Raw genomic sequence first — 22,165 nt, 5'->3', positions numbered from 1 at the left:
AGAGCCTGCTGCCAAGGAAGAACAGAAACCGGATTTGAAGCTTGAGAATGTACGAGCTGTCTTAGCAGAAAAGTCCCGTGCCGGGCATACCGCTGCTATCCGTACATTACTTCAGAAATATGGTGCTTCCAAGCTATCTGCTGTTGATCCGAAGCACTATGAAGCCTTGTTAAAGGATGCGGAGGTACTTGACGATGCCACCTAAAGGACATGCTATCTTATCTGCTTCCTCTTCAGACCGCTGGCTCCACTGCCCGCCTTCCGCAAGGCTCTGCGAGACATACGAGGATAAAGGCAGCGATTATGCTGCGGAAGGCACTGATGCTCACGAGCTTTGTGAGTACAAGCTAAAGAGGGCCCTGGGGATGGATGCCAGTGATCCGACGGAGAATCTCACCTGGTACACGAGGAAATGGAGGACTGTGCCAATGGCTATGCCGCCTACATCCTTGAAATGGTAGAGGCCGCCAAGGAAAGCTGCGCTGATCCGAAGGTTCTGATTGAACAGCGTGTAGATTTCTCTCGCTGGGTGGAGCAGGGCTTCGGAACCGCTGACTGCATCATCATTGCAGATGGCACCTTGAGAATATGCGATTACAAGCACGGTCTTGGAGTCCTCGTAGATGCGACCGATAATCCGCAAATGAAATGCTACGCGCTTGGAGCCCTGGAGCTCTTTGATGACATCTACGACATTGATAATGTCAGCATGACCATCTACCAGCCAAGGCGTCAGAATATTTCCACCTTTGAAATTTCCAAGGATGAGCTGTACAGGTGGGCGGATGAAGTGTTGAAGCCGACCGCAGATCTTGCCTTTGCAGGAGATGGAAACTTCCTCTGTGGCGAATGGTGTGGTTTCTGTAAGGCCAAGCACGAATGCCGTGCCAGAGCGGAAGCCAATCTTACGCTGGCTCAGTACGATTTCAAGCTTCCACCTCTTTTAGAGGATTCGGAGATTGAATACATCCTCTCCCGCGCAGATGAGCTGGTTGCCTGGGCATCCGATATCAAGGAATATGCTCTGCAGCAGGCCATCAGCGGTAAGGAATGGGCTGGCTGGAAGCTGGTCGAAGGTAGATCCAACCGCAAGTATTCCAATGAGGAGGCAGTCATCCAGGCAGTTACAGATGCCGGGTTTGATCCATATGAAAAGAAGCTCCTTGGTATCACTGCCATGCAGAAGCGTCTTGGCAAATCCAGATTCGATGAGCTGCTTACAGCCTATATTGAAAAGCCGCAAGGTAAACCGACGCTCGTACCGGAGAGCGATAAACGTCCGGCAATGAACAATGCAAAAACTGATTTTATGGAGGAAAATTAAATGAACAAGAATGTAAAAATCAACAATCCTATGAAGGTAATCACTGGTCCTGACACTCGTTGGTCTTATGCCAACGTCTGGGAGCCGAAATCCATCAATGGCGGTACACCGAAGTACAGCGTATCTCTGATTATTCCGAAGTCTGATACCAAGACCATCGCCAAGATTGAAGCTGCCATCGAGGCCGCTTACAAGGAGGGCGAGGCCAAGCTCAAAGGCAATGGCAAGTCTGTACCTGCCCTCTCTGTCATCAAGACTCCGCTTCGTGATGGCGACATGGAGCGTTCGGACGATCCGGCCTACGCCAATGCTTATTTCGTAAATGCCAATGCAACCTCTGCTCCTGGCATCGTGGATGCAGATCGCAATCCGATTCTTACTCGCTCCGAGGTTTACTCCGGTGTGTATGGTCGCGCCAGCATCAGCTTCTATGCCTTCAACAGCTCCGGTAACAAGGGTATCGCCTGTGGACTTAACAATCTGCAGAAGATTCGTGACGGTGAGCCTCTTGGTGGTAAGGCAAACGCTGAGTCTGATTTCGCATCTGATGAAGATGACGATTTCCTTGACTAATGGAGGTGCCGAGTATGACTGAGTATCAGAACTTTATGCTTCAGGTATGCTTCGGCTGCACCGTCGGATTCCTGATTGGAATCTGGGGTTGCAACATTGCCTTCTTCATCAAGGATCACAAGGAAAAGCGTGTCCAGAAGAAGCGTGAAGCAGAGCTTCAGAAGGAAGCATCCAAGGAACAGGAATAATCTATCAATCCGATGGCGGTGGCCCCACTGCCGCCATCGACATTTTTCGACAAAAGGAGACCATCTATGAATGAATTTGCAGAAATCTTAAATCTATTTATTGCTAACGTCATCGCATACACCTTTTTTGTAGCGGTATATGGCTTCATCATTTATAACGTAGGGAAAATCATTCTCTATCTTATTCGCTATGCGCTGTACTACATCCGTCGTGATATCAAGAAGTACAAATCCAATAAAGATAAACAGTAACACGGCAGGCGGCAGGGATTTCTCTGCTGCCTGTTTTGTAGAAAGGACAATCTCATGAAAACACTCAGTATTGATATTGAGACCTACAGCGATGAGCCTCTTCAGAAGACCGGAGTCTATCGTTATGTAGAGTCTCCCAATTTTGAAATCTTACTCTTTGCCTACAGTATAGACAGCCAGCCTGTTCAGGTTATCGACCTCGCCTGCGGAGAACAGATTCCGAAAGAGGTCCTTCTTGCCTTGGAGGATGAAACTGTCATCAAGTGGGCCTTCAACGCTACCTTTGAACGTATCTGCCTCTCTCGCTTCTTAGGCTATCCGACCGGAGAATATCTGGAGCCGGTAAGCTGGCGCTGCTCCATGGTATGGGCCGCCACGATGGGGCTCCCACTCTCCTTGGAAGGAGTAGGAGCGGTTCTTGGACTTGAAAAGCAAAAGCTCACAGAAGGAAAAGACCTCATCAAATACTTCTGCCAGCCTTGTGCTCCCACAAAAACCAATGGACAGCGTACAAGAAATCGTCCCTTCCATGCTCCGGACAAATGGGCCATGTTCAAAAAATATAATACCCGTGATGTAGAGACCGAAATGGGAATCCAGCAGAGACTTGCAAAGTTCCCGGTGCCAGCTCAGGTCTGGGAGGAATACCACATGGACCAAGAAATCAACGACCGTGGTGTACGTTTGGACATGGAGCTTGTTGCTGCTGCCATCGAAATGGATACTCGCTCCAGAACGGAGCTGACCAAAACCATGAAGAAAATCACAGAACTTGACAATCCTAACTCCGTCCAGCAGATGAAGGCTTGGCTTTCTGACAATGGTTTGGAAACAGATACCCTTGGCAAGAAAGCTGTGGCAGAGCTCCTAAAGTCTGCTCCTCCAAAGCTCTCACAGGTTCTCAACTTAAGACAGCAGCTTGCCAAATCCTCAGTACGTAAATATCAGGCAATGGAAAAGACGGTTTGTGCTGATGGCCGAGCCCGTGGCATGTTTCAGTTTTATGGAGCCAATCGTACCGGCCGCTTCTCCGGTCGGAACATTCAATTACAAAATCTCCCTCAGAATCATCTACCAGACCTTGCTGATGCTCGTGCATTGGTACGCTCCGGAGACTTTGATGCAGTCTCTCTTTTGTATGAAGATGTGCCGGATACCCTATCGCAACTGATCCGAACTGCATTCATTCCACGTGAGGGTACACAGTTTCTGGTTGCAGACTTTTCCGCCATCGAAGCCCGCGTCATCGCCTGGTTTGCCGGAGAAGAATGGCGACAGAAGGTATTTGCTAAGGGTGGGGATATCTACTGTGCTTCTGCCAGCCAGATGTTCAAGGTCCCTGTGGAGAAACACGGCATCAATGGACATTTGCGTCAAAAGGGTAAAATCGCAGAGCTGGCGCTTGGCTATGGCGGCTCCGTCGGTGCACTGAAGGCGATGGGTGCTATCGATATGGGGCTAACTGAGGATGAGCTTCCCACCCTTGTAAATGCCTGGCGTCAGTCAAATCCGCACATCGTGCAATTCTGGTGGGATGTAGATCATGCTGTCACAGAAGCCGTAAAATATAAGCACACGACTACCGAATACGGTCTTACCTTCTCCTGCCGAAGCGGCATGCTTTTTATCACACTACCTTCCGGCAGAAACCTGGCCTATGTGAAGCCGAAGCTCGGTACGAACAAGTTCGGCGGCACCTGCATCACCTATGAAGGCATCGGCCCAACCAAGAAATGGGAACGTCTTGATTCCTACGGACCAAAGTTTGTGGAGAATATTGTACAGGCCACTTCCCGTGATATTCTTCTCTATGCCATGAGAACCCTCCGCAACCGCTCCATCGTTATGCATATCCATGATGAAGTAGTCATCGAAGCGGATCCCCGTATGTCCTTGGATGCTGTCTGTGAACAGATGGGCCGCACACCTCCCTGGGCGAAGGGACTTCTCCTTCGTGCAGATGGCTATGCTACCCCTTTTTACAAAAAAGATTAAAAAGATCCGCTCAACTCAGGCGTTCATCTCCAGTGGAAACTAGAGGTGGACGCTTTCTTAGCATCTGCCTGAATACAGAAGAATATCAGGAGGCTTAAAGCTATGTATGAAATCAAAGAAAACAGACGCAGATTGAAGGATGGCACAGAAATCTCTACCTACACCCGTGATGTTGTGAGTTGCAACATTCTCGAAGTGGAAGCTGGTACCACAGGCTATAGAGGTGGCGACACTGGGCACGGCGGACGTACCTATTTTCGCATCAAGGATGCGGCCTGCACCGATATGGATATCCATGTTATGCGAGATCGCTTTGGTGATGCAGAAGGCTTCGAGGTCATGCTGGGTGGTGATTGTGAGCTTGAAACCATGATCCGTGCGCTCAAATTCATCACAAAGGTTCTGGAGGAAGAAGCTCAGGAGGTGTACGACTGATGTTTACCATTTACAGCGCGGACGTTACCGGCAATCCCGGTAACTGCTCCTACCCTCATAAACACATCATCCTAGATGAAGATAGCTTGAAGGCGGCTGTTTGTCATGATTACGTGTGCGCTGAATATAAGAACAGCTATCGTAATGGCGACAACTTCATCGGCAGTGACTGTCTTCCAGTTGACTGTGATAATGATCATTCCGAGAATCCGGAAGACTGGATCACTCCAGAAGATGTCTTGCAGGCCTTTCCAGGTGTGACCTTCGCAGTCCATTACAGCCGCTTCAATAACAGAGTAAAAAACGGCAAGCCCGCAAGGTCCAAGTTTCACGTTCTCTTTCCGATTGATTATGTGACAGACGCCGACTTTTACAGCAACATGAAAAAGCTGGTCAATTCCATCTTTCCCTATTTCGATACGAAGGCCCTGGATGCTGCCCGCTTCTTCTTTGGCACTACTGCTGCAGATGTTGCTTTATATCCAGGACGCATGAATCTGACGGAATATCTCAATGAGGATATTTTCGATGAGGATATGCCGGAAGGTCAATATGATGGCGCAACGATTCCCGAAGGTAGCCGTAATGCAACCATGTCTCGTTTTGCCGGAAAGGTCATCAAGAAATATGGCGACGGTGACACGGCCTATCAGGCATTTCTGGAAGAAGCAGATAAATGTGATCCGCCTCTGGATGCTGCTGAGCTTGCTACCATCTGGCACAGTGCCCAGCGCTTTTACGCTCGTGTCCAGCAGCAGGAGGGCTATGTTGCACCGGAGCTCTACAACGATCCTTCCTGTTACAAACCGGAGGATTACTCCGATGTAGGGCAGGCCGAGGTATTAGCAAAGTACTTTTCAAACGAGCTTCGCTATTCTCCCGCCACCCACTTCATCCGCTACTCCGACCACTACTGGCAGGAATCAGAGCCGGGTGCTCAGGCCGTGGCTCATGAGCTTACCCGCAGACAGCTAAAGGAAGCAAACCGAGATCTCATGGAAGCACTGGATAAGATGAAGAATTGCGGTGCACAGAACATCCTCGACAGCACATCAAAGTCAAAAGCAGAACAGCTTATGAACGATCGGCAGCTGGAGGTCTATCGCGAGCTCTTAGCAGCCAAGGCTTATCAGGCATTTGCCATTAAGCGCCGTGATTCTAAGAATGTGACTTCTACTTTGAAGGAATCCCATCCGATGCTGGAGATTTCACCTCGTGACCTGGACGCAGACTGCTTTGCGCTCTGTACCCCGGAGGCAACCTTTGATCTTCGTCAGGGTATGGCCGGAGCCAGGGAGCATTCGCCGGAGGACTTTATCACCAAGATTACCAGCGTTTCACCAAACCAGAAAGGTATGCAGATTTGGCTGGACAGCTTGAATCTCATCTTCCAGCACAATCAGGAGCTCATCGATTACGTCCAGATGATCTGCGGCCTTGCTGCAATTGGTAAGGTTTATGTAGAAGCTCTGATCATCGCTTATGGTGATGGCCGCAATGGTAAGTCCACCTTCTGGAATGCCATCTCTCGTGTGCTGGGCCTTTACTCCGGGAACATTTCTGCGGATACCCTGACCGTAGGTTGCCGCAGAAACATCAAACCGGAAATGGCCGAGGTCAAGGGTAAGCGACTTCTCATTGCTGCAGAGATGCAGGAAGGTGCAAGGCTTAATGACTCTACCGTCAAGCAGCTCTGCTCTACCGATGATGTCTTTGCAGAGAAGAAATATAAGGATCCATTTTCCTTCAAGCCCTGCCACACGCTGGTGCTGTATACCAACCACCTGCCTCGCGTCAGTGCATCCGATGATGGTATCTGGAGGCGACTGATCGTTATTCCTTTTAATGCCAAGATCACCGGTAGCAGCGACATCAAGAATTACAGTGAGTATCTCTATGACAATGCTGGCGGTGCGATCCTCTCCTGGATCATCGAAGGTAGCAAAAAAGTTATCGATGCTGACTACCGCATCCCAGTTCCGACCTGCGTGCAGAATGCCATCGATAATTACCGTAGCCAGAATGACTGGTTCGGACATTTCTTAGAGGATAAGTGCATCATAGGTGATGAGTATAAAGAAAACTCCTCTAGCCTATATCAGGCCTACCGCAATCACTGCATCGATTGCAATGAGTATGTACGCTCCACAGCGGACTTCTACTTTGCTATGGAAAATGCCGGATACGAGCGTGTCACCTTGAGCCGAAAGCGCTATTTTAAAGGACTTCGCCTGCGTACTGAGGACGATTTTGATGAGGAATTTTTAGACTGATCGAACCGAATGACAAGGTGTATCAATGTCTCTATATAAACTTTTCTATAGGCTATAAAAAATCATATATAGAAAAGTTATGTAAATACCATTGATACACCTTGCACATCAGAAAAATAACCACTGATTGGAGAATGACAATGTTAGAAAAACAGATAGAAAACAAGTTAACCCGGATGGTAAAGCAGCATGGCGGCATCGCTGTAAAATTCGTGTCTCCGAGCTTTGCAGGAATGCCCGATCGCCTCGTCTTATTACCTGATGGGATCATCGCCTTCGTAGAGCTGAAGGCTCCTGGCAAAAAGCCTCGCCCGCTTCAAATAGCAAGGCACAAGCTGCTATGTTCACTTGGCTTTCAGGTCTATGTGATTGATGGCGTGGAACAGATTGGAGGGATGCTTCATGAACTTCTCACCCCATAATTATCAGGCCTATGCCATCAACTATATCGAAACACATCCTATCGCTGCAGTTCTCCTCGATATGGGTCTTGGCAAGACGGTCATTTCCCTGACTGCCATCGCAGACCTGCTGTTTGACAGCTTCGAGGCACACCGCATCCTAGTGGTCGCACCTTTAAGGGTGGCCCGTGATACCTGGCCTGCGGAAATTGCAAAATGGGAGCACCTGCAGCATCTGACCTACGCTGTCTGCGTGGGGACACCGAAGGAACGATGCGCTGCACTTTTGACCGGATCCGACATCACCATCATTAACCGTGAGAACCTTGGCTGGCTGATAGATTCCAGTGGCTTTGATTTTGATTACGATATGGTCGTCATTGATGAGCTTTCCTCCTTCAAGAATCACAAGTCGAAGCGATTTCAATCTCTGATGAAGGTCAGACCTAAAGTTAAACGAATCATCGGTCTTACCGGTACACCTTCTTCCAATGGTCTTATGGATCTGTGGGCCGAATTCAAGCTTCTGGATTTTGGAGAACGTTTAGGACGCTTCATCACCCACTACCGCAACAACTACTTTATCCCGGACAAGCGAAACGGCGAGATCATCTACTCTTACAAGCCCATGGCTTATACGGAGGATGCCATCTACCGGAGAATATCGGATATCACGATTTCCATGAAATCCACTGATCACCTGCAGATGCCGGAGCTGATTACATCACAATACGAAGTGCAACTATCCGAGGAGGAAGAAAAACGCTACGAGGATCTGAAGGCAGACTTTATATTGGAGCTCCCGGAAGGAGAAATCACGACTGCTAATGCGGCTTCTCTTACCGGTAAACTCTCCCAGCTGGCCAACGGTGCCATTTATGATGATGACGGCAATATCATCGAGTTCCATGATCGGAAACTGGATGCCTTAGAGGATCTTATCGAAGCCGCCAATGGCAAACCACTCCTGGTAGCTTACTGGTTCAAGCACGACCTACAGCGAATCAAGAAGCGCTTTGACATCCGGGAGATAAAATCCAGCAAGGATATCACTGATTGGAACAATGGCGATATTCCTGTTGCTGCCATCCATCCTGCCTCTGCAGGTCACGGACTGAATCTTCAGGCTGGTGGATCAACACTTATCTGGTTCGGGCTGACCTGGTCTTTGGAGTTATATCAGCAGACCAACGCTCGTCTCTGGCGGCAAGGCCAGACCTCCGGCACTGTCGTCATTGAGCACATCATTACCAAGGGCACCATTGATGAACGTATCTTAAAGGCGCTGTCCCTGAAGGAGGTTACACAAAACGCATTAATTGATGCGGTAAAAGCAAATCTATGACAATCTACGACAACATAGGTCAATCCGGGGAAATTTCATTATTCGGAGGTACGCTATGAATGTAAAAGAATATTTATCCCAGGCCCGTAACCTGGATCAGCGCATTATCACAAAAACCCAGATGATTGACTCCTTAAACGATCTGGCTACCCGCTGCACCGCTACTTATTCGGATATGCCTAAAAGCCCAAACCGTGGTAACTCTCGTCTGGAGGAATGTGTCATGAAGATCATCGACCTGGAGGAACAGATTACAGAAGATATGGAAAAGCTAGTGAATTTGAAGAAAGAGATCACCCATGTGATTCAGTCTGTTTCCAATCCGGAATATCAGGATCTTCTGGCGAAGCGCTACATCTGCTGTGAATCCTGGGAAAAGATCGCCGTGGATATGAACTACGAGCTTCGCTACATCCACAAGCTCCACAGCCGGGCTCTGCAGGAAGTAAAAATTCCTGAGCCAACTGAAGATGGGCACGAAATGACATAGAATGACACTATCAACTTCTGATAGTATTAGACTAGCAAAAAAGAAAATCACAGAAGCCTTGTAGGATCTACTTCCTGCAGGGCTTTTCTTATGCCGCAAGGAGGTGAAACTGATGCCGAGAAAGCCGAAGCGTCCCTGTTCTTATCCAGGCTGTCCTAATCTCACGGACGGTCGCTTCTGTGAGGAGCACGCCAAGGAGGAAGCCAGGCGCTACGAACATTATGATAGAGATCCTGCCACCAAGCGTCGCTACGGTCGTGCCTGGAAGCGAATCCGTGACAGCTATGCCGCTGCTCATCCGCTTTGTGAAGAGTGCCTTGCGAAGGGTGTTTATACACCAACCGAGGAGATTCATCACATGCTTCCGCTATCTCAGGGCGGAACCCATGACCGTGAGAACCTGAAAGCCCTGTGCAAGGCCTGCCATGCACGCATTCATGCAAAACGCGGTGACCGCTGGCACAACACATAAAGCTGATGCATTTTCTTTGTGCATCAGCCCCCAGGGGCGGTCTGAATCTCTACGGCGCAGCTGCCGTGGAACGGGCGTGGGGTCTCACGCACAAAAATGCGTTTTCAAACGGGGTAATAGGTCCCGAACAAGGAGGTGAAGCATTTTGGCTAAGGACGGAACCAACCGTGGCGGCGCTCGTATCGGTGCCGGAGCCAAGAAAAAGCCCTTAGCTGACAAAATCACTGAGGGTAATCCGGGCAAGCGAAAGCTGACTGTCATCGAGTTTGAAGATCAAGCTGCAGATTTAGAAGGTCAGCAGATGCCCAAGCCATCCAAGCTCTTATCCGCCACACAGAAAGACGGTAAACCACTTGTGGCTGAAGAAGTATATAAGGCAACCTGGGAATGGCTGGCAGAGCGCAGGTGTGCATCGCTTGTTTCTCCCCAGCTTCTGGAACGTTATTCCATGAGTGTTGCCAGGTGGATTCAGTGTGAGGAAGCAATCACAGATTACGGGTTCCTCGCCAAGCACCCTACAACGGGAAACGCCATGCAATCTCCCTACGTAGCCATGAGCCAGAATTTTATGAGCCAGACAAATCGGCTCTGGATGGAAATCTATCAAATCGTAAAAGAAAATTGTGCGACGGAGTACAAAGGTGAAACGCCTATGGATGATGCGATGGAACGCCTGCTCCGTGCAAGGAAAGGAAACTGATATGGACTATCGTGAATTTATGAATCTACTGAAAAGCTATCGCCAGCAGCTGAGCTTTCAGCAGTTCAGCACACTTCGTGGTCAAGCTAAGGCCGGTGATATTGATGCCGCCTACAAGGGCCTACAGAAATTACTCAGGAGGAATGCACCATGCTAATTGAAAAGAAAAATGTCGCTGAGCTACTTCCTGCAGATTACAATCTCCGTAAGGATTTAAGGCCCGGCGATCCGGAATATGAAAAGCTGAAACGCTCGATCGAGCAGTTCGGATATGTGGAACCCGTCATCTGGAATGCCACTACTGGTCGCGTGGTTGGCGGGCATCAGCGCTTAAAGGTTCTCCAGGACATGGGCATGACGGAAGTTGACTGCGTCGTTGTAGAGCTTGATGAGGAACACGAAAAGGCACTGAATGTTGCGCTCAATAAAATCAGCGGCGAATGGGACAACGACAAATTGGCACTGTTAATCGCAGACCTGCAAGGTGCTGACTTCGACGTCTCTCTCACTGGTTTTGAGCCCGCCGAGCTGGACGACCTTTTTAAAGAGGATGTGAAGGATGGCATCAAGGAAGATGATTTTGATGTCGATGCCGAGCTTGCAAAACCTACCATAACTAAGTCCGGTGACCTCTGGTGCCTTGGTCCGCACAGACTTCTCTGTGGCGACAGCACAAAGCCTGAAAGCTATGAGCTCTTGATGGCTGGCAAGAAAGCAAACCTGGTGGTCACGGATCCTCCTTACAATGTGAACTATGAAGGCTCCGCTGGTAAGATCCAGAATGACAACATGGATAATGACTCCTTCTATCAGTTCTTGCTGGACGCCTTCACTAATATGGAAGCAGTCATGGCCGATGACGCATCCATCTATGTGTTCCATGCAGATACAGAAGGCCTGAATTTTAGAAAAGCGTTCTCTGATGCAGGCTTCTATCTTTCCGGCTGTTGCATCTGGAAAAAGCCCTCCCTGGTGCTGGGCCGTTCACCATATCAATGGCAGCATGAGCCTTGCCTCTTTGGCTGGAAGAAAAATGGCAAGCATCAATGGTACTCCGGTCGCAGGGAAACCACGATCTGGGAATTTGAAAAGCCTAAGAAAAATGCTGATCACCCAACCATGAAGCCGGTAGCATTGATTGCCTACCCGATCATGAATTCAAGTCTTACAAACTGCATCGTGCTTGATCCCTTCGGAGGCTCCGGCAGCACGCTGATCGCCTGCGAACAGACCGGCCGCATCTGCCACACAATTGAATTAGATGAGAAATATGCAGACGTCATCGTGAAGCGCTACATCGAGCAGGTAGGTACTTCCGATGGCGTTTCTGTTATCCGTGATGGTCTGACTTACCAATACGATGAAGTCGCTATCTCCGAAGAATCCATGCAGGCATAATACACACGATTTACTGCTATTTTCCGGCGGATCTTTGGTACATATATTCGCTCTGAATCGCTTGATAATATGTGTCTTCAGAGTGATATATGTACTACCAAAACAAAGGAGGATTCCACTATGGAGATCAGATTTAACGTAACAAGAAGCGCCAGAAAAGAGCTGGTAGGAATTATTTCACAGGTAACCGGATGCAAGCAAGTTTATAAGGGAATGCCAAGCGCCGCCTACAAGGTTGCAGACATTACCATCAGCAAGGATGGCACCGTAAGCTACGACGAGCGAACAGAGGAAAGCACCATCAAGGCAATCCTTGAACAGACTGCTACTGCAGGTTTTACCGCAGAGTTAGATGAGGCACCGGCCACTGAAACACCAGAAGCACCCGTCTCTGCAGAAGCAGACATTTCAGCGGCTGCAAAGGACACTGGCCTGGTGATTTCCTTCCCGGCTGACACGGTTAACCTGGAAAACCTGCGAAAGCTTCTGGAGAGCAAGTCAGACCTCATCAAGAAGGCCCTGGAGGTTGAAGCCTTCCCGATTGAGGAACACGACGATCAGGTCAGCTTTCCTTGGTGGCCTAGTATGCCGGACTTCGATGCCATCACCGCCTACACTGCTTTCCTTTCTGCCCTTTGCAAGATGAGTAAGGAACAGAAGCGTATCACAGCAAAGGCAAAGCCGATAGATAACGAAAAATACGCCTTCCGCTGCTTTCTTCTCCGCCTCGGCTTCATCGGAGACGAATACAAGCAAAGCCGCAGGATCCTCTGCCGATACCTTTGCGGCAACAGCTCCTACGCAGGAGGTGAAGGCCTTGTTATTCGCTAACAGAGCGCAGGTTGAACGCCTGCGCCTCCGCTATCCCATCGGTACCAGAGTGGAGCTTGTAGAGATGGACGATGCTCAGGCACCGCCCATCGGCACCCAGGGAACGGTAACCGGTGTGGATGATACCGGCAGCCTCCTGGTGGACTGAGATAATGGTTCTGGACTCAATGTAATCTACGGTGTTGATCGTGTGAAGAAGCTGTAATATACACAGTTTTCTCCTCCATATAGCAGCCGATCTTTGGTACATATATTGTCCGTAATCAGCTTGCTATTATGTGTTTTCAGAGTGATATATGTACTACCAAAAGAAAACAAGGAGGCACACACCATGATGAACATTTTTGAAGAAGCTTACAGAGGAATCCAGGAAGCAAAAAAGGCTTACGCCACAGCAACTAACACGGCTGAGCAGGATGCAGCAAGAGCCATTTACAAGCAGGCAACCGCAAAGCTTGATGGCTTAAGCAACACAGAGCAGCGCATCTGGAGCGCTTATGAAACCGCCAAGGACTGCGGCAACGAGTACATCGACCTGAACGACACCATCCGCGATGACGAAGTCGAAGGCCTGGTGGCCTGCATGAAGAAATACGGCATTGAAGCCTTCACCTTCTCTTCCACCTGGAGTGGAGCTAGCATATAAATAGTACAAAATAAGAATGACCTTTTCCTGATAAATCATGTACCATGAAAGAACAGGAGGGAAAAGAGTCATGGCAAAAGGAACGGTATATACCCAACAATTCAAGGAGGATGCAGTTCGCTACAAAAAGGAGCATCCGGAACTATCTTACCAGGCAGCAGCCAGTAATCTCAATGTCAGTATTTCTGCGTTAAAGTCCTGGATCAAGAAGGCAAAGGAGAACGATGGTGAGGTCCCAACCCGCGGAGCCGGCAATTATTCCAGCGACGAGGCAAAGGAAATCGCCAGGCTTCAGCGAGAATTACGAGATACAAAGGACGCACTTGAAGTATTAAAAAAAGCCATCGGTATCCTGGGAAACTGACACTGGCCATATATACAGCAACTGCTGAATACGTGGAGGAAGTTCATCAATTTCCGGTGAAACACCGGGTCTCTGTCAGCGGGATACTGAAATATCTGGGTGTTTCACGATCCGGTTATGCTTCCTGGAAGAAGCGTGTCCCTTCCGACACAGAGAAGCGTCGAGAAGCGATGAAACAAAAAATCCAGAGAATATATGATAAATCCCATCAAAACTACGGGGCACCCAAAATCACGGTGCAGCTTCATAAAGATGGTGAATCCATTTCCGAGCGGACTGTGGGCACCTACATGCATCAGATGGGTATCAAGGCTCAATGGATAAAACCATATACCCGGACAACCATAGATTCTGACTTCAGTACAAAATTAAAAAATATACTGCAGCAGCAATTTAATCCGGCAGAGCCAAATGCTGTATGGGTTTCCGATATCACTTATATTGTTACTGTGATTGGTTTTGTGTACCTGACTAGTATTATGGATCTGTTTTCACGGAAAATCATCGCCTGGGTCCTCAGCACGACCCTGGAAGCGCAGCATGTTGTCGACTGTGTCAATCTGGCAAAGCAAAAGCGTCATGTTGACAAACCGCTTGTATTTCACAATGATCGCGGATCACAGTATGTTTCGGATGCTTTCAAAGATGCAACTGCAAGCTTTATTAATAGTTATTCCCCAAAGGGATATCCTTGGGATAACGCATGCATCGAATCGTTCCATGCACTCATTAAGAGAGAATGGATCAATCGATTTGTGATACTTGATTATCAACATGCTTATCGTCTTGTATTTGAGTATATTGAAACTTTCTATAATACAGTGAGGCTCCATAGTCATTGTGATTACTGCTCACCGGGTCAGTATGAGGAGCAATACCTGGAGAAACTGGAGGAGTCTCTCAAGCTCGTAAGCTGAGAGATAATCCGGTGTGTAAGTCACTGATACAGAGCATTTGAAACTGTTAATGCTGTTTAGCGGGAATTATTGTACTCATACACCAACCGGAATGACAGTCTGATCTGTGACTGTCATGAAGGGCGGTAGGATAAACAGCGGAGTATCAGCGAAAAAGGTTATTTTTAACTTGTACTTTTTCTTGACATAGGACCAGTGCTCATCTTCCTGCTGGTCGGAATCGCAAACGTCCTAGATGTGCAGATCATCGGTACCGGCAGTGTGCTTCGTACCGCCGTGATCTTTTTCTACATTTCCAATGAGGGTGTAAGCCTTCTTGAAAATGCAGCGCATCTCGGCCTTCCAGTACCGGAGAAAATCAAAACCGTTTTAGAACAGCTCCATGACAGAGCAAAAAGTGAGGAAAAATAAAATGGCTTATACAACCAGCTCCCTGGTATCCTATACCAATCTCAGTCCGAATCATTCCGGACAGAGAACCCATTCCATCGACCGCATCACGCCACACTGCGTGGTCGGTCAGTTATCAGCTGAGAGCATCTGCGGATGCTTTACCGGCCCTTCTCGTCAGGCTTCCTGCAACTATGGCATCGGCACTGACGGACGCATCTCCTTATGTGTTGAAGAGAAAAACCGCAGCTGGTGCTCCTCTTCTAATGCCAATGACCAAAGAGCCATCACCATCGAATGTGCCTCTGACATGTCGGAGCCTTATGCGATGAATGATAAAGTCTACGCTTCCCTTATCTCGCTCTGCACCGACATCTGCAAGCGTAATGGCAAGAAGAAGCTTTTATGGTTTGGGGATAAGAACAAGGCCCTGAATTATACACCAAAGTCCGATGAGATGGTGATCACTGTCCACAGATGGTTTGCCAACAAATCCTGCCCCGGCAACTGGCTCTATGCCCGTCTCGGTGATCTGGCCGCAAAGGTTACTGCAAATCTTGATGGAAATACTTCTCCTGCCACAGATCATCTTTATCGTGTACAGGTTGGAGCTTATAAGAGCAAGGCCAATGCTGACAACATGATGGCAAAGCTCAAGGCTGCCGGTTTTGATGCTTTCATCACAACAGAATCAGGTGCCTCTGTTTCAACGCTCAAATCCATTGATGAAATCGCACGTGAAGTCATCCGTGGCGACTGGGGCAATGGCGCTGACAGAAGAAACCGCCTTATCTCTGCCGGATATGATTATGCGGCTGTGCAGGCAAAAGTAAATGAATTACTGGGATAACCATCAGGGTCTATGAGGATTTGCGTCCTTATAGACCCTTTTTCTTTTTGTCTGCAAGGTGTATCAATGGTACTTTCCTAACTTTTCTATAGACCTATTTTTATAGCCTATAGAGAAGTTTATACATAGACCTTGATGTACCTTGTCATTTTTATCCGCTCAAATCCATCACGAATCTCCAGTGGAAAGTGAAGAACTAAAACTGGAGGTACTTTTCATGCAGGAAGAAACAAAAGCAGTATTACAGGCAACGGATATCGCTTCTCATCTAAAGGCCGCACCGATATCATCCATCGAAATTCAACAGGATTACGACTACTTCATGGCCCAAAGAGCCAGCGAAGCGCTGCTCTCCGCTGGACTTATTTCCTTGGTGGAATTCAACAAATTGACGCAGCTAAACCGCGATACATTCTCTCCGATGTTCGTCGAGATTATGCCCAGAATCACTTGATATATGTGGCCTTTAGAGTGATGTATATACACTGACAAAGGAGGTGAATCACCACGAAGAAGGTAACCAAAATAGATAAAATCCAACCTTCACAGACTTCGAAGAAGCTTCGCGTGGCTGCTTACTGCCGCGTTTCCACAGATTCTGATGCACAGCTCGAAAGTCTGGATGCACAGAAAGAGCACTATAAAAACTACATCACCTCCCGTGATGACTGGACCTTTGCAGGGCTCTACTTTGACGAAGGTATCACCGGCACCAAGGCGGATAAAAGGCCAATGCTCCTGCGACTAATCGAAGATTGTAAAGCAAAAAAAATTGACTTTGTAATCACCAAGTCCATCAGCCGCCTCTCCCGAAATACTACAGACTGCTTGGAGATAGTAAGAACGCTTCTGTCACTGGATATTCCGATCTATTTCGAGAAGGAAAATATCAACACCGGCTCGATGGAAAGTGAACTGTTTCTTTCCATCCTAAGCTCTATGGCCGAAGGCGAATCTGCTTCGATTTCCGAAAATAACAAGTGGAGTATTAAGAAACGCTTCCTGGATGGAACCTATAAGCTCGGCTATATGCCTTACGGCTACTGCTGGAAGGATGGAGAAATCCTGGTGAATCCTGAGCAGGCTGAAATTGTAAAGCGCATCTTTCGAGAGCTTCTTTCCGGGAAAGGCACGGAGGCCATTGCCAAGGAGCTGAACCAGAAACAGGTTCCAACCAAGAAGGGCGGCCGCTGGACCTCTACCAGCATTCGCGACATCATCAGGAATGAAAAATACACCGGTGACTGCATTTTCCAGAAAACCTATACCGACAGCAATTTTAATCGCCACAAGAACGACAGCCACCTCGATCAGTACTATGTGCCAGATCACCACGAAGCAATTATCAGCCATGAGGATTTTGAAGCCGCAGCAGCCTTGATTGAACAACGGGCAAGTGAGAAAGGCATCAAGAAGGGAAATGCTAAGTATCAACAGCGCTATGCCTTTTCCAGCAAGATTATCTGCGCCGAATGCGGGAATACCTTCCGTAGGAGAATCCATTCCAGCACCTACGGGAAATACGCAGCCTGGGTGTGCAACACTCACCTGGAAGACACCAGCAGGTGCTCTATGCTTTATATCCGTGATGATGATTTGAAGCTGGCATTTACCACGATGATCAATAAGCTGGTCTACTGCCACAAGCTGGTCTTGAAGCCTTATTTGAAAGCGCTACAGGAAAACAGCGGAGATGCATCGCTTCTGAATATCCAGCAATTAGAAATATTGCTGGAGCAGAACACTGAACAGCGGGAAACCCTACATAAGCTGATGGGACAGGGCTACATTGACCAGATTCTTTATACCCAGGAAAATAATGCCCTTCTCTCCCAGGCTGGCGAATATAGGAACAAAATTGAGCTCCTAAATCGCTCCCAATCACTGGATGCCACAAAGGTATACGAGACGGAGCGCCTGCTACACTTCTGCGAACATGGGGAAATGCAGCTGGAATACAGTGAAGAATTATTTGAACTATTCGTGGATCACATTGAGGTTTACAGCCGCCAGAAAATCGGCTTTGCACTTCATTGTGGTCTTATTTTGAAGGAGATGATTTGATGGGACACACACCCTACGGTTACCGAATCGAGAATGGCAAGGCAGTGATAGATGAAGCTGCTGCCTTTCAGGTTCGAGACCTTTACAAGAATTATTTAAGCGGTCTATCCCTCACCAATGCTGCAAAGGAAGCCGGGCTCAACCTACTCCATTCTGGTGCCAAGCGCATGATGCTAAACAGGCATTACCTCGGAGATGACTTCTACCCGGCCATCATTGATCCGGCATCCTTCAATGCCGTCAGTACGGAGCTTAGCAAGCGCTCTGCGCAGCTCGGACGGAGCAACCACTATATTGCACCAATCATAAAAAGGCCACCTACCGCCTTTCGACTTGGTGACATTACAGAGAATTATGAAAATCCGGTCAGGCAGGCAGAATACCTATACAGCCTGATAGAAAGTGAGGTCAAATAATGGGAAATGTTATGGTCATCCCTGCAAAACGGCAGGTCGGAAACACTGCCCGGCAGCAGGATGCAAAGCCAAAGCTTAGAGTCGCAGCGTACTGCAGAGTCAGTACTGACAGCGATGAGCAGGCTACAAGCTACGATGCTCAGGTCGAGCATTATACAGAATTTATACAGAAAAACCCCGAATGGGAATTTGCCGGTATCTACGCCGATGATGGTATTTCCGGCACCAACACCAAAAAGCGTGAGGACTTTAACCGTATGATTGACGACTGCGAGGCCGGAAACATCGACATGATTATCACCAAGTCCATCAGCCGATTTGCCAGAAACACGCTGGATTGCCTGAAATACATCCGCCAGCTGAAGGATAAGAACATTCCCGTCTTCTTCGAAAAGGAAGCCATCAACACAATGGATGCCAAGGGTGAGGTCCTAATTACGATTATGGCTTCCCTGGCTCAGCAGGAATCACAATCACTCAGCCAGAATGTAAAGCTGGGACTCCAGTTTCGCTACCAAAATGGCCAGGTACAGGTAAATCACAATCACTTCCTCGGCTACACCAAGGATGCAGATGGAAATCTCATCATCGATCCGGAGCAGGCAGAGGTGGTAAAACGCATCTACCGTGAATACCTAGAGGGCTACTCGATGGACCGGATTGCAAAAGGTCTGGAAGCAGACGGCATTCTCACCGGTGCAGGCAAAACAAAATGGTGGACCAGCACCATCAATAAAATCCTCCGAAATGAGAAATACATCGGCGATGCCCTGCTTCAGAAAACTTATACCACAGACTTCCTGAATAAAACCAGAGTCAAGAACAACGGCATTGTTCCGCAATACTATGTGGAAGGCAACCACGAAGCAATTATTCCGAAGGATATTTTCTTACGGGTGCAGGAAGAGCTGGTGCGCAGGCGAGTGGTCAAGACAAGCGCCAATGGCAAAAAGCGCTCCTACAGCTGCAACCACTGCTTTGCGCAGATTGTCATTTGCGGCGAATGCGGTGAAATGTTCCGCAGAATCCACTGGAACAATCGCGGCTGCAAATCCATCGTCTGGCGTTGCATCAGTAGACTGGAGCCGACCGGGCAGGAATGCCACGCAAGAACTGTCAATGAAACGGTATTAGAGAATGTGGTAGTTCAGGCCATCAACACGCTCCTTGGCGATAAGTCCACCTACCAGGCGCAGCTCCAGCAGAACATTGCAAAGGTGATCCGTAGTGCTCAGCAAAATACCGCTGATGGCATTGACGAAAGACTGCAGGAGCTTCAAAAAGAGCTTCTCAAAAAAGCCAATAGCAAAGAAGCATACGATGAGATTGCCGACCAAATTTTCAAACTTCGAGAGCAGCGCGAAAAGTGCACGGTTGACACTGCCGCCAGAGACACACAGATTGCCCGCATCAATGAACTGCAAGATTTCATCAAGCAGCAGCCTGCACACCTGGAAACCTTCGACGAGGCTCTGGTAAAGCGCTGGCTTGAGCGAATCATCGTCTGGGAGGACCACTTCACCGTGGAGCTAAAATCCGGATTGAAAATTGAAATTGAAGGATAATCCCATAGATGTACGAAACCCTCTCGACCAATGGGCCGGGAGGGCTTTTTTGTCATTAACAGTTTACACCTTTTCTAAAGCACCACAACAGACAATCCTCAACATACCTTAAGAGAAGAAGTGCATCTTCCTTACTTGCCACATCCTCATGATGAGTTCCAAGTCCTGACATTACACTATACATTGTCTGAAATAGCCTAAATCTATTAGCCCCCTTTTTATTATCGATCCAATATGTATATATTTTCTTAATTGACGTCAATTGTGCTCCATTATCAATTATACTTTCGCCCGTTGCCGCAAGTATCCCTTTCACATAATCTCCATTAATCGTATCCAACTTTTTAAAGAAATTCTCTAACAAAGATCTGCAGTTTTCTATACAGCTGACATATTGCCCTGATCCAAAATTTGTAATTGCTTCATCATACAGAATCACTAAATCAGGATGATGCATTTCGAGCATAGAATGTAAATATGAAATATCTGTATTCCGCTGCTGAACCCCCTCCGTTGAAGGAATAAGTGAATAATATTTTAATTCATAACCATAGTCTTTTTCTGTCGTTATTTGCAATTCATATCCAATTACGCCAAGATAATTAGATAATAAATTATACTGTTTATCATCAATATCATGAATTCCATCGAGAATTAAATTTAAAAATCGAAGTAAACCTTCTTCGTTAGATTCGATTTTTTCGCAAATAGACAGACAAACATATTCAGGATTATAGTCATCATTATTATTCTGGTATCCTCTGTTATACCAATAAGGGCTTAATTTATTTTTGTAGTCGTCCCAAAAAGCGGATAGACCAGCCTTCTTCAGCAATACCTCTCCATCATCATTATTATCAATTTGGCGCCTTATAAATTTTCCAAAAATACTATATATATTTGAACGTGCTATTCGTTCTTTTGTATCAAAAACATTATTCAACCAAAAACACCTCCCAATTTTTCAATCAGCCCCATATCGGCTGGCAACCAGTCAACGCTGTATAATTCATCTTTACTAAGCCAGCGCGCGTCCTCTGCTTCTTTGAGTTTTATTTCACCCTCAGTAACATTACACCAGAAACAATCCATACTTAAATGAAATGATGGGTAATCATATTCAATAGTGTCTATCAAATCGCCAACTTCGACTTTTACATCAAGCTCCTCTTGAATTTCCCTTACTAAGGCTTCTTGTGGTGTTTCCTCAGGTTCGATCTTTCCTCCAGGAAACTCCCATTGGCCCTTAAATTCACCATATCCTCTTGCTGTGGCAAAAATCTTATCTTCGCTACGAATCACTGCAGCGACAACTCTAATCGTCTTCATATCTTCCTTATATAAACTCCAGCAACTTCTTTTCCATGCAGAATTCATACCCCATCTTTTTTAATCCAATCTTATCAAACTGAACGACTATCGTAGTTCCTTCAATCGCTGTAATCTTGCCAAGGCCAAATGCTTTATGTTTCACCTGTCTTCCGACAATATCGGCTGGTATTTCTATCTGTGGTTTTGGCTCTGGTTTCGGAACAATCAGTGCAACAAATACAGGCTTCTTTGTTCCTATTTTTTTGGCAACAGCCATCATTTTTGTATACTCAGCATCAACATTCTTACCACGATTTTCGTAGTCATCCATATCCTTAAACACGAACATTTGCGGCTTCTTTACATCATTATCTGGTACAGGCCTTATTGGGAACATCCATACTTTTCGATTATTACCATCTTCACCGGGCTGCACATCTGTGTATGGCTTGCTCACAAGTTCTATTCTTCCGCAGTAGATATATTCTCCAGCATCTATAACTTCAAACAGATGAACATCAACTCCATTATAATCAGACTCAGCTAATGTGGCATTCTGCGCCCAATGAATGTCCTGATCGCCTGATTTGCCCATGCCCGTATAATGTAAAACTCCGCCGATCCACTTATCATGATAAAGACCTTTTGTATAATCCGATACGATAACAAGTGTATTCGTTGTTCTTGACCGGCGCATACCTCCCATATTTCCGCATTTGAATATTTCAACAATATCTGCGTTCTTTATAATTTGTCCTATTTTTAGTCCAGGATTAAACATAAATACGCCTCCAATTCTTAATATCTATTCCACTGCCTGCAAACACCCAAAATGGTCGAGTTGCCGGATTAGTTGTCATCCGTTTTCATTTTCCAAAAATCATCTCAAAATGCCTGACATCTAATCCACTGTCTCAAATTGTGACATCTAATCCGAGGTCACAACCTGACACACTTTTTGCAGT

At 47.2% G+C, this 22,165-nt stretch carries 26 protein-coding genes and 3 pseudogenes; 26 read left to right on the top strand and 3 right to left on the bottom strand.

Going from position 1 to position 22,165, the window contains the following annotated elements; all coding sequences use genetic code 11:
• The 26 genes and pseudogenes from HW273_RS11390 to HW273_RS11265 all read left to right on the top strand — a co-directional run.
• Positions 1 to 205: pseudogene (locus tag HW273_RS11390) on the top strand (DNA ligase); the annotation flags it as partial.
• A pseudogene (locus tag HW273_RS11385) lies at positions 195 to 1,324 on the top strand (DUF2800 domain-containing protein). The pseudogenes HW273_RS11390 and HW273_RS11385, both read left to right, overlap by 11 nt.
• Entirely contained in the window at positions 1,325 to 1,897 is a 573-nt protein-coding gene (locus HW273_RS11380; protein ID WP_179012318.1) for a DUF2815 family protein, read from the top strand.
• A 14-nt stretch (positions 1,898 to 1,911) separates the two neighbouring features.
• Entirely contained in the window at positions 1,912 to 2,085 is a 174-nt protein-coding gene (locus HW273_RS11375) for a hypothetical protein (protein WP_179012319.1), read from the top strand.
• A 66-nt stretch (positions 2,086 to 2,151) separates the two neighbouring features.
• Positions 2,152 to 2,337 carry a hypothetical protein gene (locus tag HW273_RS11370; protein WP_179012321.1) on the top strand — a complete coding sequence of 62 codons (186 nt, stop codon included), beginning with the start codon at positions 2,152 to 2,154 and terminating at the stop codon, positions 2,335 to 2,337.
• Between the two features lie 54 nt (positions 2,338 to 2,391).
• Positions 2,392 to 4,332: a DNA polymerase gene (locus HW273_RS11365; protein ID WP_179012323.1), complete on the top strand. Its 1,941-nt coding sequence runs from the start codon at positions 2,392 to 2,394 to the stop codon at positions 4,330 to 4,332.
• A gap of 102 nt (positions 4,333 to 4,434) precedes the next feature.
• Positions 4,435 to 4,767, top strand: a complete 333-nt coding sequence (locus HW273_RS11360; RefSeq protein WP_179012325.1) for a hypothetical protein — start codon at positions 4,435 to 4,437, stop codon at positions 4,765 to 4,767.
• Positions 4,767 to 7,040 (top strand): phage/plasmid primase, P4 family, encoded by a 2,274-nt coding sequence (locus tag HW273_RS11355; protein WP_179012327.1) that lies wholly within the window; start codon positions 4,767 to 4,769, stop codon positions 7,038 to 7,040. Before HW273_RS11360 ends, HW273_RS11355 begins: the two co-directional genes overlap by 1 nt.
• Positions 7,041 to 7,180: 140 nt before the next feature.
• Positions 7,181 to 7,462, top strand: a complete 282-nt coding sequence (locus tag HW273_RS11350; protein WP_179012329.1) for a VRR-NUC domain-containing protein — start codon at positions 7,181 to 7,183, stop codon at positions 7,460 to 7,462.
• Positions 7,443 to 8,786 (top strand): DEAD/DEAH box helicase, encoded by a 1,344-nt coding sequence (locus HW273_RS11345; RefSeq protein WP_179012331.1) that lies wholly within the window; start codon positions 7,443 to 7,445, stop codon positions 8,784 to 8,786. The genes HW273_RS11350 and HW273_RS11345 overlap by 20 nt, the downstream gene beginning before the upstream one ends.
• A 55-nt stretch (positions 8,787 to 8,841) precedes the next feature.
• Positions 8,842 to 9,276 (top strand): hypothetical protein, encoded by a 435-nt coding sequence (locus HW273_RS11340; protein WP_179012333.1) that lies wholly within the window; start codon positions 8,842 to 8,844, stop codon positions 9,274 to 9,276.
• Between the two features lie 112 nt (positions 9,277 to 9,388).
• A complete protein-coding gene (locus tag HW273_RS11335; RefSeq protein ID WP_179012335.1) occupies positions 9,389 to 9,748 on the top strand; it encodes an HNH endonuclease in 360 nt (119 codons plus the stop codon).
• 145 nt (positions 9,749 to 9,893) lie between these two features.
• The gene (locus HW273_RS11330; RefSeq protein ID WP_179012571.1) at positions 9,894 to 10,448 is read left to right on the top strand and encodes a P27 family phage terminase small subunit; all 555 of its coding nucleotides are present in this window, start codon (positions 9,894 to 9,896) and stop codon (positions 10,446 to 10,448) included.
• 1 nt (position 10,449) lies between these two features.
• The gene (locus HW273_RS11325; protein WP_179012337.1) at positions 10,450 to 10,605 is read left to right on the top strand and encodes a hypothetical protein; all 156 of its coding nucleotides are present in this window, start codon (positions 10,450 to 10,452) and stop codon (positions 10,603 to 10,605) included.
• Entirely contained in the window at positions 10,599 to 11,846 is a 1,248-nt protein-coding gene (locus tag HW273_RS11320) for a site-specific DNA-methyltransferase (protein ID WP_179012338.1), read from the top strand. The genes HW273_RS11325 and HW273_RS11320 overlap by 7 nt, the downstream gene beginning before the upstream one ends.
• A gap of 120 nt (positions 11,847 to 11,966) precedes the next feature.
• Positions 11,967 to 12,677 carry a virulence protein gene (locus tag HW273_RS11315; protein ID WP_179012340.1) on the top strand — a complete coding sequence of 237 codons (711 nt, stop codon included), beginning with the start codon at positions 11,967 to 11,969 and terminating at the stop codon, positions 12,675 to 12,677.
• Positions 12,664 to 12,825 (top strand): DUF4314 domain-containing protein, encoded by a 162-nt coding sequence (locus HW273_RS11310; RefSeq protein ID WP_179012342.1) that lies wholly within the window; start codon positions 12,664 to 12,666, stop codon positions 12,823 to 12,825. The genes HW273_RS11315 and HW273_RS11310 overlap by 14 nt, the downstream gene beginning before the upstream one ends.
• A 183-nt stretch (positions 12,826 to 13,008) precedes the next feature.
• Positions 13,009 to 13,323, top strand: a complete 315-nt coding sequence (locus HW273_RS11305; protein ID WP_179012344.1) for a DUF7698 family protein — start codon at positions 13,009 to 13,011, stop codon at positions 13,321 to 13,323.
• Positions 13,324 to 13,393: 70 nt separating this feature from the next.
• Positions 13,394 to 13,687, top strand: a complete 294-nt coding sequence (locus tag HW273_RS11300; RefSeq protein ID WP_021667285.1) for a transposase — start codon at positions 13,394 to 13,396, stop codon at positions 13,685 to 13,687.
• 32 nt (positions 13,688 to 13,719) lie between these two features.
• Positions 13,720 to 14,604: an IS3 family transposase gene (locus HW273_RS11295; RefSeq protein ID WP_330603908.1), complete on the top strand. Its 885-nt coding sequence runs from the start codon at positions 13,720 to 13,722 to the stop codon at positions 14,602 to 14,604.
• A 195-nt stretch (positions 14,605 to 14,799) separates the two neighbouring features.
• A pseudogene (locus tag HW273_RS11290) lies at positions 14,800 to 15,015 on the top strand (phage holin family protein); the annotation flags it as partial.
• A gap of 1 nt (position 15,016) precedes the next feature.
• Positions 15,017 to 15,844 carry an N-acetylmuramoyl-L-alanine amidase gene (locus HW273_RS11285; RefSeq protein ID WP_179012569.1) on the top strand — a complete coding sequence of 276 codons (828 nt, stop codon included), beginning with the start codon at positions 15,017 to 15,019 and terminating at the stop codon, positions 15,842 to 15,844.
• A gap of 217 nt (positions 15,845 to 16,061) precedes the next feature.
• On the top strand, positions 16,062 to 16,298 hold the full coding sequence (locus HW273_RS11280) for an SHOCT domain-containing protein (RefSeq protein WP_207718949.1): 237 nt from the start codon (positions 16,062 to 16,064) through the stop codon (positions 16,296 to 16,298).
• 113 nt (positions 16,299 to 16,411) lie between these two features.
• Positions 16,412 to 17,908, top strand: coding sequence for a recombinase family protein (locus HW273_RS11275; protein WP_330604024.1), 1,497 nt, complete (start codon positions 16,412 to 16,414; stop codon positions 17,906 to 17,908).
• Complete coding sequence (locus tag HW273_RS11270) at positions 17,908 to 18,324, top strand: integrase (RefSeq protein ID WP_179012346.1); 417 nt, start codon at positions 17,908 to 17,910, stop codon at positions 18,322 to 18,324. Before HW273_RS11275 ends, HW273_RS11270 begins: the two co-directional genes overlap by 1 nt.
• Positions 18,324 to 19,889, top strand: coding sequence for a recombinase family protein (locus HW273_RS11265; protein ID WP_179012567.1), 1,566 nt, complete (start codon positions 18,324 to 18,326; stop codon positions 19,887 to 19,889). Before HW273_RS11270 ends, HW273_RS11265 begins: the two co-directional genes overlap by 1 nt.
• A 55-nt stretch (positions 19,890 to 19,944) precedes the next feature.
• Here HW273_RS11265 and HW273_RS11260 read toward each other — a convergent pair whose 3' ends face one another.
• The 3 genes from HW273_RS11260 to HW273_RS11250 are packed head-to-tail and all read right to left on the bottom strand — an operon-like array spanning position 19,945 to position 21,981.
• Positions 19,945 to 20,832: a hypothetical protein gene (locus tag HW273_RS11260; protein ID WP_179012566.1), complete on the bottom strand. Its 888-nt coding sequence runs from the start codon at positions 20,830 to 20,832 to the stop codon at positions 19,945 to 19,947.
• A complete protein-coding gene (mutT, locus tag HW273_RS11255; RefSeq protein WP_179012347.1) occupies positions 20,829 to 21,218 on the bottom strand; it encodes an 8-oxo-dGTP diphosphatase MutT in 390 nt (129 codons plus the stop codon). Before mutT ends, HW273_RS11260 begins: the two co-directional genes overlap by 4 nt.
• Positions 21,219 to 21,225: 7 nt before the next feature.
• A complete protein-coding gene (locus tag HW273_RS11250; protein WP_179012564.1) occupies positions 21,226 to 21,981 on the bottom strand; it encodes an HNH endonuclease in 756 nt (251 codons plus the stop codon).
• Positions 21,982 to 22,165: the final 184 nt, after the last annotated feature.

It is taken from the genome of Oribacterium sp. oral taxon 102 (assembly GCF_013394775.1).
GTDB lineage: Bacteria > Bacillota > Clostridia > Lachnospirales > Lachnospiraceae > Oribacterium.
Note: the sequence above shows the minus strand (reverse complement) of the source record. Positions and strands in the feature narration are given on the sequence as shown.